General features: G+C 61.7%; 12 protein-coding genes. 7 read left to right on the top strand and 5 right to left on the bottom strand.

Annotated features, from left to right (window positions below; translation table 11 throughout):
* Nucleotides 1-9: 9 nt before the first annotated feature.
* Genes H2O75_RS10625 through H2O75_RS10615 form a run of 3 tightly spaced genes read left to right on the top strand, consistent with a single transcriptional unit; the run spans nt 10 to nt 3,844 of the window.
* Nucleotides 10-681, top strand: coding sequence for a DUF3152 domain-containing protein (locus H2O75_RS10625; RefSeq protein WP_182171846.1), 672 nt, complete (start codon nt 10-12; stop codon nt 679-681).
* Nucleotides 682-691: 10 nt separating this feature from the next.
* The gene (locus tag H2O75_RS10620) at nt 692-2,755 is read left to right on the top strand and encodes a S9 family peptidase (RefSeq protein ID WP_182171843.1); all 2,064 of its coding nucleotides are present in this window, start codon (nt 692-694) and stop codon (nt 2,753-2,755) included.
* A gap of 45 nt (nt 2,756-2,800) precedes the next feature.
* Nucleotides 2,801-3,844, top strand: coding sequence for an LLM class flavin-dependent oxidoreductase (locus tag H2O75_RS10615; protein WP_182171840.1), 1,044 nt, complete (start codon nt 2,801-2,803; stop codon nt 3,842-3,844).
* 165 nt (nt 3,845-4,009) lie between these two features.
* Here the strand turns inward: H2O75_RS10615 and mtnN are convergent, their stop codons facing one another.
* Nucleotides 4,010-5,323, bottom strand: coding sequence for a 5'-methylthioadenosine/S-adenosylhomocysteine nucleosidase (mtnN, locus tag H2O75_RS10610; protein ID WP_182171837.1), 1,314 nt, complete (start codon nt 5,321-5,323; stop codon nt 4,010-4,012).
* A 2-nt stretch (nt 5,324-5,325) separates the two neighbouring features.
* Entirely contained in the window at nt 5,326-5,790 is a 465-nt protein-coding gene (locus tag H2O75_RS10605) for an S-ribosylhomocysteine lyase (RefSeq protein ID WP_182171834.1), read from the bottom strand.
* 115 nt (nt 5,791-5,905) lie between these two features.
* Here H2O75_RS10605 and H2O75_RS10600 point away from each other — a divergent pair, with 115 nt between their 5' ends.
* The 4 genes from H2O75_RS10600 (at nt 5,906) to H2O75_RS10585 (ending at nt 10,515) form a co-directional block, all read left to right on the top strand.
* Nucleotides 5,906-6,202, top strand: a complete 297-nt coding sequence (locus tag H2O75_RS10600; RefSeq protein ID WP_182171831.1) for a thiamine-binding protein — start codon at nt 5,906-5,908, stop codon at nt 6,200-6,202.
* A complete protein-coding gene (locus tag H2O75_RS10595) occupies nt 6,199-6,624 on the top strand; it encodes an NUDIX hydrolase (RefSeq protein ID WP_182171828.1) in 426 nt (141 codons plus the stop codon). Before H2O75_RS10600 ends, H2O75_RS10595 begins: the two co-directional genes overlap by 4 nt.
* A 5-nt stretch (nt 6,625-6,629) precedes the next feature.
* Nucleotides 6,630-8,087: an L-serine ammonia-lyase gene (locus H2O75_RS10590; RefSeq protein WP_182171825.1), complete on the top strand. Its 1,458-nt coding sequence runs from the start codon at nt 6,630-6,632 to the stop codon at nt 8,085-8,087.
* 91 nt (nt 8,088-8,178) lie between these two features.
* A complete protein-coding gene (locus H2O75_RS10585) occupies nt 8,179-10,515 on the top strand; it encodes a bifunctional diguanylate cyclase/phosphodiesterase (RefSeq protein ID WP_182171822.1) in 2,337 nt (778 codons plus the stop codon).
* A 12-nt stretch (nt 10,516-10,527) separates the two neighbouring features.
* Here the strand turns inward: H2O75_RS10585 and H2O75_RS10580 are convergent, their stop codons facing one another.
* The 3 genes from H2O75_RS10580 to H2O75_RS10570 all read right to left on the bottom strand — a co-directional run bounded on the left by H2O75_RS10580 (nt 10,528) and on the right by H2O75_RS10570 (nt 16,068).
* Nucleotides 10,528-12,069 carry a carbohydrate-binding protein gene (locus H2O75_RS10580; protein ID WP_182171819.1) on the bottom strand — a complete coding sequence of 514 codons (1,542 nt, stop codon included), beginning with the start codon at nt 12,067-12,069 and terminating at the stop codon, nt 10,528-10,530.
* Nucleotides 12,070-12,099: 30 nt separating this feature from the next.
* Entirely contained in the window at nt 12,100-14,409 is a 2,310-nt protein-coding gene (locus tag H2O75_RS10575) for a glycosyltransferase family 2 protein (RefSeq protein WP_220462740.1), read from the bottom strand.
* Between the two features lie 372 nt (nt 14,410-14,781).
* Complete coding sequence (locus H2O75_RS10570) at nt 14,782-16,068, bottom strand: citrate synthase (RefSeq protein ID WP_182171817.1); 1,287 nt, start codon at nt 16,066-16,068, stop codon at nt 14,782-14,784.
* Nucleotides 16,069-16,559 lie beyond the last annotated feature (491 nt).

The raw sequence follows: 16,559 nt of genomic DNA, 5'->3' as shown, positions 1-16,559 counted from the left end.
CATCACACCATGTCCCGTTATAGAAACGTTATAAAAATTGGGGGTGGGGTACTCCTACTCGGCCTGGCGAGCGGCCTCTCTGTCGCTCCCGACGACACGGTGGGTGCCGCTGCCAAGGTGGGAGAGAGCCTTGGCGGCATCGATCGGAGCGACCAGCCCGCGGCCGGGGTTTTCACGCCCGCCACGATCGAGCGAGCCGGGCCGGAGGCAGAGAGGACTGTACGCGTAGCGATCGTGACCGAACGAGAGCTCCTTGTCGACACGGACGCCTTCGCGGAACTCGTCTTCGATACGGCGAACGATGAGCGGGGCTGGGGAGGGGATGGCTCCGTGAGCTTCGACCTTGTTATCGAGGAGGCGGATCTGACGATCAGACTGGCCACTCCCGGCACTGTGGACGAGCTGTGTGCCCCGCTCCCCACGAATGGGTACACGTCATGCCGGATCGACGACGAGATCATCCTCAATGTCGATCGTTGGTCGAGCGCAACTCCAGATTTTCTTGATGCGGGGGGAACTGTTGAGGACTATCGCACCTATCTCGTCAACCACGAGACGGGGCACTACCTCGGGTATGGTCATGAGACATCCTGCCGAGCAGATGGTCGAGCACCTGTCATGATGCAGCAGACACTCGATCTGGGCGGGTGCGAACCGAACGGATGGCCGAGGATCCCCTAGGCTTGGTGGCATGATGCCTCCCGTAGCGAAGAAGATTCCCACAACACGCAGCTTCCACGGCGATACTGTCGTCGACCCATACGAGTGGATGAGGGACAAGACAGACCCTGAGGTTCTCGACTACCTCCACGCACAGAATGCCTACACCGATGAGGTGATGGCTCCGACCGAGCAGCTGCGCAAAGACATCGTCCGTGAAATCAAGTCGCGGACGAAAGAGACGGACAGCTCCGTACCGTTCTTCGACAGGGGATGGTGGTATTTCGCCCGAACCTATGAGGGCAAGGCCTACGCCTCCTTCCATCGCACGAAGAGCGATGAGCGGCCCGACCCGTCCGTCGTGACCGACGGCGAGCAGCTGCTGTTCGACCAGAACGTTCTCGCCGAGGGGCGAGAGTTCTTCAGCACCGCAGGTTTCGAGGTATCCCCGGATGGTCGATTCGTGGCCCTCGGCATCGACGTCTCGGGCGATGAGCGGTTCACGATCCGAGTGACGAACATCGAAACCGGCGACGTCGTCGACGAGGCCGTGACGGGCGCTGGCTACGGCATGGAATGGTCGACGGATTCCCGCCATCTCTTCTATGGAATGGTCGATGACGCCTGGCGATCCCACCAGGTGTGGGTCCACGCCCTGGGCGGGGAGATGAGCGAGGACAGGCTGATCTACGAGGAGGAGGACGAGAAATACACCGTCCTTCCCTACACGTCGCGCGATGGGCAGTGGCTCCTGCTCCACTCCTCGTCGAGACTGACATCCGAGGTGCGGATCATGCCGGCCGCCGCAGACGGTGAGATGGTCGTCGTCTCCCCGCGCCGCGATGGACTCGACTACAGCGTCGAACCGGCTGGCGATCACCTCCTCATCGTCCATAACCTCAATCGAGCAGATTTCGAGGTCGCAACCGCCCACCTCGGGGCGAGCGAACCGGAATCCTGGCAGCCGCTCCTCGCCGCAGGCCCTGGCGAGAGGATCGAAGGAGTCAGTGCGTTCGCACGTTTCGCCGTCGTGTCGATGCGCTCGGGCGGGCTGCCGCAGCTTCGCATCATCCCCCGCGACCAGGGCTGGGGTGAGCCGTTCGTGCTCCCCAGCGCGGACCTGTCGACGATCGATCTCGCACACAACGACTATGACACGGAAACGATCGATTACACGCTGACCTCCCTCATCCAGCCAGCCTCCGTGTACAGCTACTCCGTACCGACAGGGCAGACGGTCCTCCTCAAGGAGAACGAAGTCCCGAACTATGACCGTTCGAGATACGTGACGCGCCGGGAATGGGCGACAGCAGCAGACGGCACGAGGATCCCGCTGACGCTCGCGTACAGGGCCGACATAGAACCGGATGGCACAAACCCGGGCCTGCTCTACGGCTACGGTTCGTACGAGATCTCTGTCGATCCTTCCTTCGCGGTCTCCATCATCTCCCTCCTCGACCGCGGCGTCGTCTTCGCCTTCGCACACATTCGCGGAGGGGGTGAGATGGGGAGGCAGTGGTATGACGAGGGCAAGATGCTCCAGAAGAAGAACACTTTCACAGACTTCATCGCCGCAGCCGACCACCTGCACGAATCCGGGTGGGTGGACCGGGGCCGTCTCGCGGCAGAGGGCGGCAGTGCGGGCGGCATGCTCATGGGAGCTGTCGCGAACATGGGAGGGGATCGCTTCCGTGCCATCTCAGCCGTGGTGCCGTTCGTGGATGCTCTCACAACCATCCTCGATCCTTCCCTGCCATTGACGGTCGGAGAATGGGAGGAGTGGGGGGATCCCTACCATGATCCCGAGGTCTACGAGTACATGAAGAGCTACTCCCCGTACGAGAATGTCGAGGCGAAAGAGTATCCGGCAATACTCGCCACGACCTCCCTCAACGACACGCGAGTCTTCTTCGTCGAACCCGCCAAGTGGATAGCCCGCCTTCAGGATGTGGCGACGAACGGTGAGGACCGGCCCCTTCTGCTGAAGACGGAGATGGTGGCGGGCCACGGCGGACGGTCGGGCCGCTACAACGCATGGGAGGACCAGGCTCTGCGGAGAGCCTTCGTGCTGTGGCAGTTGGGGGTTCGCCAGTAGCATCAGTGCTTGAATGCTGAGGGCAGGGTCGGGAAGAGTAGCGGTATGACAACACCGCTCAGCATCCTCGACCTTGCCCCCGCCTCTGTCGGGAAAACGAGAAAAGAGGCACTCGATGACTCCCTGAGGCTCGCGCAGGCGGCGGAACAGGCCGGCTTCCACAGGTTCTGGATGGCGGAGCACCACGGATCGTCGACCTTCATGTCGTCAGCCACCGCTCTCCTTCTCGGGCGGGCAGCCGAGCATACATCGACGATTCGGGTAGGCTCCGGCGGGGTCATGCTTCCCAACCATTCGCCGCTCATGGTTGCCGAATACTATGGAACTCTTGCCACGCTCTACCCCGACAGGGTTGATCTGGGGCTCGGACGCGCCCCCGGGACAGATCCGGTCACGGCCGCGGAACTCCGTCGCGGAGGCTCCGACCTCAACGATGTCGCGGCAGACGTGCTCAAACTGCAGCGGTTCTTCGGCGACATCGAACAGGGGGACGGCGTGTCTGGTGCGCAAGCCTCCGTTCTCGGACTGTCCGTGAACCCCCAGCACCTCCATCGCACCGTCCGTGCGATCCCCGGCGAAGGCACGCACGTGCCCCTCTGGATGCTGGGATCGTCAACGGGAGGCGCCCAGGTCGCCGCCGAGCTGGGGTTGCCGTTCTCGTTCGCCTCGCATTTCGCACCGACCCACATGTCAGCCGCCCTCAGCGTCTACCGGAACCGGTTCCGGACTGATGCGGAGACGGCGCAGGTGTCTCAACCGACGGTGATGGCCGGGGTGAACGTCATGGTGGCGGATACCGAGGAGGAAGCCCTCTATCTCGCAACCACCCACAGGGCATTGCAGAACCAGCTTCGTTTCGGAGCGGCCGGTCCCCTCCAGCCGCCGGCGGAGGAGAAGGTTGAACCATTGCCGCGAAACGATCCGAGACTCATCGTAGGTACTCCCGGTTCAGTCGCTGAGCAGATCGGCCGCTTCGTGGACATGCACGCACTCGATGAAGTGATCCTCACCTGCTACGCCTACGATCCCGCCGCGCGCGAAGAATCCCTTGTCAGCCTGGCACGCGAATGGGACAGGCAGGGGCTCTAGGCTCCATTTCACCGGCTAAGCCGCATCGCGCACCCACCGGCGGCTGTGGTGCGAAGGATGCCCCACGGCTACGCAGAGACGATCTGCGTACGCCGGTCGATGAGGGGGAGCGGTTGGTGAACCGGGGAAGCCCCCGCACGCCGGGAGTAGCGCCGCGGAGGGCTTCTAGCGCTCCTCGTAGAGGCTGAGGATTGCGTCCGCCCACGTGCCGAAGTGTTGGCGGATCGAAGCGCCCGAGGGGAAGGCCTTGTCCTGGTCGGCCAACCACTGCTGATAGCCGGAATAGGACGGGTTCTTCCGCTGGGCGGTCATCGACTCATGGTAGAGACGGATGGCGGAGCGATAATCCTCATCCGAATACCTCAATCCACCCCGACGGCGCCCGCTGCCGCTCGTGAGGCCGATCGACGTCATCGCGTTGTTCCAGTAGCCATCGAAACGTTTCATGATCGTCTGTGAAGTAGGCGGCCACGTCTGCCGTCCTCGTCCGCCGGCCAGATTCAAGTCGTGAAGAATCTCTGCTCTGATCGCATCGTACCGTTGGGATGTGATCCGACCGTGGGGGTTCTCGGCAACGAAGGCCTTCCCTGCAGCGATCAGCTCGGCAAAGGCCGCCACCTGTTCCTCGTGCAGGTCACGAGTCAGATCCGACATGTCGAGGTCGAGTCCGCTCGCATCGCTCGGCTCGAGCTCATTGTCGATGGCGATGACGGTGTAGAGAGCGGCGTAGAGAGCATCGAGGCCGAACTGGCGGCGACGACGATCGGGGCGGTCGCCTCCGCGCAGGAGGGCGATGAGGGCGAGTGTCGTGTCTGCTGCGAGACTCGCAGCCTTGTCCAGTTCCATGTGGAAGTCCTGATCTGCGGCAGGCCCGCACAGATCGGAGACCGCGCGAACAGCGGCGAAACCTGTCCCGTACGCGTGGCAGATCTGGGCTGCCGCAGTGGATTCCATGTCAGTCGACAGAGCGTCCGGGAACGCGTCACGGACGGCACTGACATTCTTCGCCGTGATGAAGCTGTCCGAGGAGAGCATGAGGCCCGGTCGAATGTTCTTGCCATCGACGAGGTCGAGTGCCTGGAGAACTCTGTCAGACCCCGTGAATGTGACAGGCTGTCCAGGGACCTGGCCGAGCTCGTACCCGAACGCCGTCGCATCTGCCATCCCATACCGGTATTCGCTGCCGACGATGATGTCGCCGACGTTGACAGAGGTGTGGAGGCCTCCCGCTGTCCCGGAGATGAAGACGTCCCGAGTCGAGACCTGTCCGAGCGCCCATGTCAGTGCGCTTGCGGCAGCGGTCTGGCCGATACCGGTCTGGACGAGGAGGATCCGGGGAGAGGCGAGTTCGAGGAACCAGGCCTTGAACGAGGAGGGCGTCGTGAGTTCCCCGACGCGTTGGGTGAGGCGGGCCTTGTCGAGGAAGGGCTTGGCCTCTTCCGGCATGGCGGTGAGAACGATGGCGGCAGCTGTACGCATGGCTAGGCCTTCATGACCTGGGCCCAGGAGTGGCGCTGATCAAGCATCGCCCGGGCAGCCTGCTTCGCGCCGTCGAGGCTGTGGTTCGCTCCCCACCCGCACTGCACCTCGTTGGCTGCGGGAACTTCATCAGCGTCGATAAGATCCGCCAGAGTCTGAGCGACGAGACTGTGAATCTCATCGTCCGAATGTTCGCCTGCCATGAGCAGATAGAAGCCCGTCTGGCATCCCATCGGAGAGAAATCGATGACCGCATCCGAATGGTTCCGGGACAGCTCAGCGAACGTGTGCTCGATCGAATGAATGGTCGCCATATCGAGGTGGTCCACATTGGGCTGGCAGAAGCGGACATCATATTTTGTGAGAATGTCTCCGTGCGGCAGCTTCTTGACGTCGGCGACGCGAATGTAGGGTGCGTCGACGAACCGGTGATCCAGGTTGAAGGATTCAACGTTCATGGTTGGCATAGGGACTCCTCTGCGCTTTGTATCATCTCACTGTATCGCGATCCGAGCGTTTTTTGATGTCTTTAGCGCGACCCTTAACCTAGATTCGGGCCGGTTGGTCAACTAACGTAAAAGGATGTTACTAGCATTTTCTGTCGCACCTGCAACCTCCCAGGCCGAGGACGGGTCAGTCTCCGAAGCTGTCGCCGCCGCCGTCGCCATCGTCCGACAGTCCGGCCTCCCGCACGAAACCACCTCCATGTTCACCACCATCGAAGGTGAATGGGATGAGGTCATGGCAGTCGTCAAAGAGGCAACAGATGCCGTCCTGGCGGTCTCACCGCGAGCGTCTCTCGTCATGAAAGCAGACATTCGGCCAGGATATTCGGGCCAGCTGACCGCCAAGGTCGAACGGATCAACGAACGTCTATGATCCTCACGATCACAGGAGTCTGTTTCGTCGACAACGGCCGGCTCCTCACCGTCCGGAAGAAGAACACCCACAAGTTCATGCTTGTCGGCGGAAAACTCGAACCGGGAGAGACCGCCATCGAGGCCGCATCTCGTGAAGTCCTCGAAGAGGTGGGGCTGACGCGGTCCTCGGACCAGTTGACTCTGTTGGGGGCATATGACGAAATCGCCGCCAACGAGCCGGGTTGGCGTGTATCATCCACCATATTCGTTGCCGCACCGTTGACCGACGATGAGAAGTCAACACTCCACCCACGCGCAGAGATAGCCGAAATCACGTGGCTCGATCTCGCCGCTAACCCTCCGACAGACTTGGCACCACTCCTCGCCAAGCATGTCGTGCCAGCACTCCGGAACCGATTACCAATCGCCCCCGAAGGGTAGGACCCATGCATTCGTTCCCCGCCGCCATCGTCTCCGGCCAGCTCCGAGCAGACCAAGCCAACCGTCCGCTATCAGTCTTCGACATGTTCCGGATCGGCATCGGGCCGTCCTCGTCTCACACGGTCGGGCCGATGAAGGCAGGCCACGCCTTCGCCCGCCTGCTGTACGACGCGTGGCAGGGTCGGGACCTCGATCGAGTGACGATCGAGCTTTTCGGTTCTTTGGGGGCGACAGGGCGGGGGCACTGGACCGACCGGGCCGTCATCTTAGGCCTGGCAGGATATCGTCCCGAAAGTGTCGGCACGGAAGCGGTCGACGGGATCATGGACGAGGTTCGTACCACTGGGCACGTGACCGTCGCAGGATTCGGGACAGTGCCCTTCGACCTCGAGGAGGACATGCTCCTGACGCCGCGAATCCGGTTCCCCTACCACGTCAACGCGCTCACCATCACGGCATATGCGGGGGATGAGAGGCTTGCCCGAACCTATTACTCCATCGGCGGCGGCTTCATCATGGAAGACCTGTCCGAGGATCCCGCAGCGAACCCGGACGTGCGAGCAATGGCGACTAGCGAATCCCAAGCGGCACACTCGACTCGCGCTCCCTACCCCTTTTCGACGGCCGATGAGCTCCTCACCCTCTGCATCAGCGAAGGGAAGAGGATTTCCGACATCGTGTGGGCCAATGAGACCGCCGCGCGGGAACGCGGGGAGGTCCTCCAGTACATTTCAGACATTCAGGCTGCCATGACGGACTGCATCAAAGCAGGGACCGCCACAGAGGGCGTCCTGCCCGGGGGTCTTGGCGTTCGCAGGCGAGCCCCCAGTCTCTATCGGGAGCTGAGCGAGAGCACCAAGCGCGACTCGATGTACGGCATCGACTGGGTCAACCTGTGGGCGCTCGCGGTCAACGAGGAGAACGCATCGGGACACCGTGTCGTCACCGCACCGACAAACGGTGCTGCAGGGATCGTCCCAGCCGTGTACACGTACTATCGGCATCACGTCGAAGGGTCAGACGATGATGGTGCACGGCGTTTCTTCCTTGCCGCCACCGCAATTGGCGCCCTCATCAAGACGAATGCGTCGATAGCCGGCGCGGAGGTGGGATGTCAGGGCGAAGTGGGATCGGCGAGTGCGATGGCGGCGGCGGGTCTTGCGGAAGCGCTCGGCGGGACACCGGCACAGGTCGAGAATGCTGCCGAGATCGCCATGGAGCACAATCTGGGGCTCACGTGCGACCCGGTGGGTGGTCTCGTGCAGATCCCCTGCATCGAGCGGAACGCCATCGGCGCCGTCAAGGCCATCAACGCCGCCCGGCTCGCCCTCTGGGGCGACGGCCAGCACACGGTCTCCTTCGACGCCGTCATCGAGACCATGCGCCAGACGGGCGCAGACATGCATTCGAAATACAAGGAGACCTCTGCAGGTGGGCTGGCTGTCAACGTCGTCGAGTGCTGAGGGTGCTCAGAGGTGCGTGTGAGAGACAATGAACACGTGACGTGCATGATAAACAGGCGTGGTGTGGCGCGCTTAGCGATACGTTAACGTTATGACTTCTTCGGATTTCTTCCGTGGAGGGCTCGTCCATCACGCTCCCGTCCCGCGGAAGCTGAGCGATCGCGCGACCCTCGTGTGGGGAGTTCTGTGGACCGTGGTGTCCCTGGCCTTGATCGGCGTCTCCAGTTTCTTTGCCCGTATCGAATGGGATCCGCTGTGGATCGTCGTCACGTTTGTCGGCATTGCCCTGGTGGGAAGCCTGACCGCGGCTGTGTCCCGCCTCGACGCGACGCTGATCTTCGGAGCGGCGCCCGCAGTGATCGTTGTCATCTACACGAGCTCGGATTTCGCTACGACGCTTGCCGTCGGCGGTGCCGCGAACTTCGTGAGCCTCCTCGCTCGTCTCCGCCATGTCGGCGATGCTGCAGAGCAGACCGCCTACATCATGGGAAGCGCCATGCTCTCGATCGGCGTGCTGGAGCTCTTGACGTCGGCCTACGGCTGGCACGAAATCTATACCGTCTACTGCCTGCTCATCTATTTCCTGGCCCGCTTCACGATGTCGACGATCCGCATGTCGGTCGTGACCTCTCTGCGCCTGCGGGAGATCCTCGCCGGCATCATTCCCGTCCGCGCAGGCCTCCTCATTCTCGGCCTCATCTCCCTGTCTTTCCTTGCACGCAGCCTCCAGGATTTCATCGCGACCCGCAACCCTGCTCTGGGACTTCATTGGGCCGGTCCGATCGTCATCTTCGTCCTTGGTATGGTGTGTTATATCCTGGCCAGCGTTTGGACCCTTCACTCTCTCAACAGGCAACTCCAAGGACTCCATGCCGCAGCCATCGACCTTCCCTGGTCGCACGACAAGTCCGTCCCCGACCATGCCGTGGATTTCGTCCGGGCCGCACTTCCCCACTACGAGATCGAGTTCCGCCACGAGGCGGGCCGCAACATCAACGAAATCTCTGCCCCGATGTCGGACGGTCATTTGATCGCACGACGAGGCAGCAACCAGCCTCCGCTCTTCGCGGCGGATCACATCATTCTCGACTCGATAGCCCACATGGGTGCGACGATGTCGACCGTCCGACAGGACCACGATGACCTTTTCGAGAAGGCTCTCACGGATACGATGACACGGCTACCGAACTATCGCGCCTTCATGGAGGTGCTCGACAGGACCGCTCAGGGCGAGCAGGGCGGTTTCGCTGTGGCCTACATCGATATCGATGGTTTCAAGTACATCAATGACCATTACGGCCACCAGGCTGGAAACGTCATCCTGAAATCCCTCGGCGCTCGGTTTACCGATCACATTCGAGAGAACGAGTTCGTGGCGCGCGTGGGCGGTGACGAGTTCGTTCTCGTCATCACCGGCGTTCACGACGAACAGACCGCACATAGTCGGGTTGATGAGGTCCTCATGAGCGTTGTCGACCCGGTCCGCGTCGACGACGTGGAGATACCGATCGTCTTGTCCTACGGTCTGTCCTTCTCTTCGGGGGCAACGGATGATATTCAACATGTTGTAGAAGAAGCAGATGCTCTCATGTATGCGGGTCGGAGAGCTCGACGATCGGGAGCAGGTGGCGAAACGGCACACAACACAACCCGGCCGCGGGAGAACAGCGCGGCTGTTGCGCGGGCGATCTCAGCATCCAATCTCGTCTTCGCCTACCAGCCGATCGTCGATACGACCACCGGCACGATCGTCGCATTGGAGGCTCTCGTCCGGCCGGGCACCGATGCGATCGCCAGCCTCACGGCTGAGCAGATCATCGATGAGGCACGATGCGAGGGTCTGCTCACGGAGCTCAGCATCCACCTCGTCAAGACCTCGCTCGCTGACTTCAAGAGATTCCAGAGCGTCGTGCCGACTCTCACGAGCCTCCACGTCAACATCGATGTCGAGCAGCTCGTCGACCCCGATTTCGCCGATGCTCTCGCATCCGAGTGGGGTGGCAGCGGTATCGAACTCACGCTGGAACTGGGCGAGTCCTCGCTCGACCGCCACTCCCGAGAGATCATCTCCTGTCTCAATTGGGCCATGGGGGTCGACGGGCTCCACGTTGCGCTCGACGACTTCGGGCGGGACTCGTGCACCCTGCAGTCGATCGTGCACTATCCCTTCGATGTGCTGAAGATCGACCAGTCAATGGCGGATTGCATCCGCCAGCACAAGGCCCGGCTCGTCGTGGGCGCACTCGTCAACCTCGTGGGTTCGATGGATGCTCGCATGGTCTTCGAGGGAGTCGAGACTGATGAGGTCTACCAGATTCTTCGAGACCTGGGCGTCAGGTACATGCAGGGATATCGTTTCGGAAAGCCGCTTCTCGTCGAGGAATCCTTGCTCAGATTCGAAACCCACGGGCTTGCCGCCGTCGTCTGACCCCCGCAACCACTACTCCGCCAGGAGCACCTCAATCTCCTCCTGAGTGATGACGCGCCACGGTGAGGCTCCCGGATCCTCTTGACCCGCGGCAGGATTGTCTCCCACCGTCCACCACTGGGCCTCGTACGCGACGTCGTTGAACATCACCCTGTCGCCCCTCGTGTAGGTCGTGCCAATATCCCACAGCGGGTAATAGTCCGCGGGCAGCGTCAGGATCGGGACGGGCGTCTCCCCCGGCAGAACGGGCCCGATCAGGTGCCAGGGATTATCCGTCGCGTTCAAGGCAGGATCATCCGGCTGAATCGCCGTGTTCCACCATTCGGCAGAATAGACGTTCTTGCGCCAGACGACTCGCGTATTCGCAGGATAGGTGGCTGTCGCATTCCACACCGGGTACGGACTGGTCTCGGGGTCGTCGACGATATCCTCCGGGCGCACATTATCGGCAGGATCGTCTGTGGCACGGGATTCGCTCGGTGATCCGGTGAATCCGCCGCTGAGGATCTCAGCGAACGTCTCCTCACCCTGGTCGATGCTGCTGCACGAATCGGACATGACATTGATGGCGGCATAGGCGTCCGCACATGTGCGGTCACGGTTGGCCGACCACATGGACATGCGTCCAAGGCCGACAGAAGTGGCGAACTCGTGAAGCTCCCTCGCATCATCCAGGGAGAACACTTCGGCGGTGATGTTGTTCTGGCCGATCATCGGCGTGGCGCCAAGCCGCCGCCATGCAGTCTGAGAGCCGAGCGGCGTGCCGTGGTCGGCATAGATCGCCATGATCTGCCGATGTGTGGCCTCGAGCGATGAGATGACCACCTGGCCCAGATCGTCGGCAGCCTCCTGCGAGGCGTAGTTCATCGTCATCGCATTCACTCCCGCAATGGAGACACCAGCCTCGAGGAACTCCCGCACGATCTCCACGCCGTCCGTCGTGAGCCCGCTCGGTCCCACCGGGAGCGTGAGCCAAATGGGGAGGGGGTCTGTCTCGCCGTCCTGGATCTGGGCGATGGCGTCCACCCTCCGCTGGCGTGACTCAAGGTCAGTGAGAGCCTCCCCCTCGATGTCGAGATCGAGCGCGGCAGGATCATATCGATCGATGATGTCCCGGTACTGAGCGGCAAGACTGTCGGCGCTATCGCACGCCAGAGCAAGGTTCGAGTTCGCTTCGCCGCCGAGTGAAATGAGAATGTTTCCTCCGCTCTGGCGCAGGCGCGCGATACGCCGCTCCAGATCGAGGGCAACATTCGCCTCATCGAGGGAATAGTAGGTGCCCCAGCTCGCCTCGCACGTGTCGCGCTCTGCCGCAACGATGAAGCTGAGCACCGTGTTGAGCTCGTGATCCGCAGACGGCTGCTCGAAGGCGTAGGTTGGGGTTGCTGTGACATCGACATAGGCGGAGAACCACGGCTCGCTCCCGCTCGCCTGGCGCGAGTCCTGCCACGTGCGGAAGCCTGTCGTCCCGCCCATGGCAAGGGCGACCGTCACGCCGATGACGAACGTGAGGCGGACGAGGGATAGCCGGCGTCCAGGAAATCGCTGAGACATGTCGTAATCCTTAAACTGTCAGGGCAGACCCTAGCGGGGTTTGATCCTGCGGCGGAGGTCGTTCTTTCGGACCGTGTCCCGGCCGAGCCGGCGGTCACCATGATAGAGGATCGCTTCCCACGCGACGGGGCGGGCTGCGTCCTCGGCCCGACGCTGGGCAAGAGCCTCCCTGCGTGCCTTGCGGCTCTTGCGCCGGGACTGCTTCTCTGGCACATACAGCCAGTTGACCACGCCCAGCACCATGTCGGTGATCGCGGCCCGTACGCCGATATAGGCGAGGATCGCATAGAGGCACAGGGTCGCGTTGGTTGCGGCAAAGATGGCGTTTCCCCAGTTCTCTGCCTGATAGTCGCGCATGAAGGTGACGATGGAGAAGCCGACGATGACGAGCGGCACGAACACGTAGATACCCGGAGCCGCAGTGCGATTCTGGACTTTCGGCGTGCGAGCGAAAGGGATCTTCGTGTTCGTGAGAGCCTGCTGGATCGACTTGACGACACCGGCGATATTGACGGCCAGCAGAACAAGATTGAAGCCGTAGATGCGGAAGATGTCGGAGGGGCGATGACCGCTGTCACGCAGGTCGGAGGCCATGCAGAGGAAATAGGGCGCTGCCGCGAGGATCACCCACGGGCTGAGGAGGCGGCTGTCGTAGGGGAAGGCGAGGAGGAAGACCAGACCAGCACTCGCCCACGAAATCGATGCCATGTAGTTGACGCGCAGCCACACTTCACGCAGGAGGACGCGCTCGCGGCGGTAGCGGCGCTCCCGAAGCTGACGGGCGAACTTGGGCATGATGAGAAGACCGCCGTTCGCCCAGCGGCGACGCTGCACGATGAGGGAGCCGAAATCTGGGGGTGTCGCGCTGTAGCTCAAGCGCTCCGGATAGTTCTCGAGAGTCCACCCGTGGGTTCCGAGGTCGATGCTCGACTCGGTGTCTTCGATGACCGTGCGGTCCTGGACGTAGGTGAGAATCTCGAACCCGCCCACCGTTTGCCGCTCGACGATGTCTTCCAGGGCCGCTCGCCGGATAACGGCGTTGGCTCCCACCCAGAACGTCGCATTATAGTAGGTCATGCCCTGGTGCAGGATGTGCTGGATATCGGTTGTCGCCCCCGCCATGCGTTCAATGCGGCTGGGGGCGCCACGATAGGACGAGTAGGGGGTCTGTATGACGGCGATGCGCTCGTTGCCGGGCTCCTCGAGGACGTGGACGAGGCGAACGCAGTAATCCCTCAGCAGCATCGAGTCAGCATCGAGAGTCAGAATGTAGGTCGTCCACGGCACGTCGAGATCGCAGTCGCCCTCGGGCGCTGCGGGGACGAGAATATTGCCCGCAGCCGACGGTTCGACGTTCCATCGTTTCCCCATGAGCCCGATGTAGGCGTTGAGGTTCATCGCCTTGTTCGCTTCGTGCGACAGCGAATGGAACTGCTTCCGCTCAAAAGCCATGACCTCAGCGGAAAAGATCCACAGGAGACGGTTGTGGAGCTGGCGCAGCCGCTCCGGAGGGGGTGCAGTGTCCTGCGCCAACGCTCCATCCAAAGCGATCTTCGTCAGCCGCAGGTCCCCTGCAAGGCCGAGCAGGACACGATCAGCGAAGAACGCATCTGTATGGTCAACCATGGGATGGTTCTCAGCCTTGCGTTCGAGCCATTCTGCCGCGTAGCCGTAATCCTCGGAGACGTGGGCCAGGACTTCCCGGCTGACGTGCTGAGAGGACGCGAGCTCGTTGAGGATAAGATCGGATGACTCTTCGAAACGCTTGCGGGGAGCAGCCATCTCCTCCGCAATGGCGACGGGCAGGCTCCTCGTCGCAGCAAGCTGTTCAATGTCGGCCGGATCCGTCGGATTGGGCGGATCATCGATGAGGAGGACGACCCTCTTGCTCGGGAACTCCTGCAAGGCTGCGGACCACACCGTCTTGGCAACGACGTCAAGCTCCTCCTTATAGGAGGGGATGAGGACGGTGATCTCGTGCCCGGTTCCCTGGTCGAAGTGTTGATCGAGTGGGCCACGCGGAGTCCGCATGTGATCGCGGAAACGGTAGAGGGCTCCCTGGCGTGCCAAGAGATACATGGACGCGGAGAAGGTCAGGGCCGTGACGACGAAGACGTAGGAGACCGCCTCGAGGACGAAACGCAGCGACTCCGTGTCACCCTCGACGAACTCGCGCATGATGGTCGTGACGACATACATGAACCAGGCCACGATGGTGACGATGATAGCGAGACGGCCTGCGACGATCTTGCGCAGCGATGGCACCGGATGCTTGATCGACATCGGCGCGGTCGTCTTCTCCGCGCCCCACTGTCGACGATGTCCCGACGTGACTGCCATACCCTCTGCACCTCACTTCGGGTCAAATCAAGTAGATCTCGTGGTGGTGAGTCAACGATCAGTCTGAGTGCCGTGGGCATGGGAAAACCCTCTATCGCCAGCGTTGACGCCTCCACGCTACCAGGGGAAACCGCGCCAATCCGCGTGTTTAATGCATATCACGCACATCGCCCACTCGTCCGATTAGGGCACGTTGCGGTGCTGATACGGGTGCAGTGACCGTTTTGATGATGGTGGCTTCTGCTCCAGTCACGATGGTGCTCGAAGGTGATTTCGTGACATATGTGCCGCCCGTTAATTGTGAACTGCTCCCCGGATTGGAAACTGATTTCTCAGTCCGGGGAGCAGTTCAATGCAGGGGCGCGTCTGAGGTCAGCGCTGGTCGCGCGGAACCCACAACTTGTCGACCTCGCCCTGGTAGACCTGGCGGGGACGGTAGATGCGGGCCTTGGGGTCCTCGTGGACTTCCTTCCAGTTCGCAATCCAGCCTGGCATGCGGCCGATGGCGAACATGACGGTGAACATGTCGAGCGGGATGCCGATGGCGCGCAGGATGATGCCCGAGTAGAAGTCGACATTCGGGTAGAGCTTGCGCTCAACGAAATAGTCGTCCTGGAGGGCGACCTCTTCGAGCTTGAGGGCGACATCGAGGAGCGGATCCTCGATGTTCATCTTCTCCAGCATGTCGAAGGCGGCATCCTTGAGGATCGTCGCACGCGGGTCGAAGTTCTTGTAGACGCGGTGCCCGAAGCCCATGAGCTTGCGGCCCGACTCCTTGTCCTTGACCTCGTTCATGAAGACCGACGGGTCGACACCCTCGTCGTGGATCTTCTGGAGCATCTCGATGACGGCAACGTTCGCACCGCCGTGGAGGCGACCCCACAGGGCGGAGATGCCGGCGGAGGCGGAGGCGAACATGTTGGCCTTGGACGATGCAACCATGCGCACTGTCGATGTCGAGCAGTTCTGCTCGTGGTCCGCGTGGAGCACGAGGAACATGTTGAGGGCGCGGACGACTTCCGGGGTCGGCTCGTACTCGGAGTACGGGGTCGAGAACATCATGTGGAGGAAGTTCTCCACGTACTTGAGATCTTTTCGGGGATAGATGATCGGTTCGCCGATTGTCGTCTTGTGGGACGCGGCGGCGATCGTCCGAACCTTCGAGATCAGCGACGCGGCAGCATACACCAGGTCGTTCTCGTCCTCCGGGTGCATAACCTGCGGGTCATACGCGGTGAGCGAGTTGACCATGGCGGACAGAATCGCCATGGGCTGACCGTTCGAGCCATAGCCATCGAAGTGCTTGAGCATCGACTGGTGGAGCGGTGCATTCTCGCTCAGCAGGTCGGCGAAGTCATCGCGCTCCTGCTGGTTGCAGAGCTTGCCGAAGATCACCAGATAAGCTGCCTCGATGAAGCTTGAGTTCTGTGCGATCTGTTCAATCGGGTAGCCGCGGTAGCGGAGGATGCCCTTCTCGCCATCGATGAAGGTGACATCCGACTGGCATGAGCCTGTGTTGCTGTAGCCGTCGTCTAGGGTGATGTAGCCCGTGGTCGAGCGGAGCTTGCTGATGTCAATGCTCTTCTCTCCCATCGTGCCGGTAATGACAGGGAATTCGTATTCCTTGCCATCGAGAATGAGCTTTGCAGTTTCGCTCATGAACTCTCCTTATTTCTTTGGTCCCGCCCTACGAAGCGTAGGCGTGCAGGCGTGCGGTAGATCATGTTGATGGAATCTCCAGGTACAGACTATCAAGTGTGCCTCGGCTCACCCATTCCTCTGGGATAACGTTTTGCATACGTTATCGAAGCCGCGCGTGGCGGAGGCCCACCCTTGGTGGCCGGCGGGTGGAGTGGGGCGGGATATCGCTCGCCCGGTTTGCCGCGGGGCCAGGGAAGGTTCGAACACGCGGGTGTGCAACACGCCGAGATTCTCGCTCGGATCTCCCACCTGTATCCACAGCTGTGGATAACTTTGGGGAAATCTTTCCACACCGTGTGGACGCAGCATCGGACTGGTCGATGTTTCTGTCCGAGGCCCCTGCCATGATGATCCGACCCGGTGATGGTGAGCGGCGGTCTCGACCCTTGTCGGACTGTCGCTGGAGCCGTCCACAGGTTATCCACCGACCGTCCACACAATGGTCGTGA

Origin of the sequence: Flaviflexus equikiangi (assembly GCF_014069875.1) — a bacterium.
Lineage (GTDB): Bacteria > Actinomycetota > Actinomycetes > Actinomycetales > Actinomycetaceae > Flaviflexus > Flaviflexus equikiangi.
This window is presented reverse-complemented; position numbering and strand designations above follow the sequence as displayed.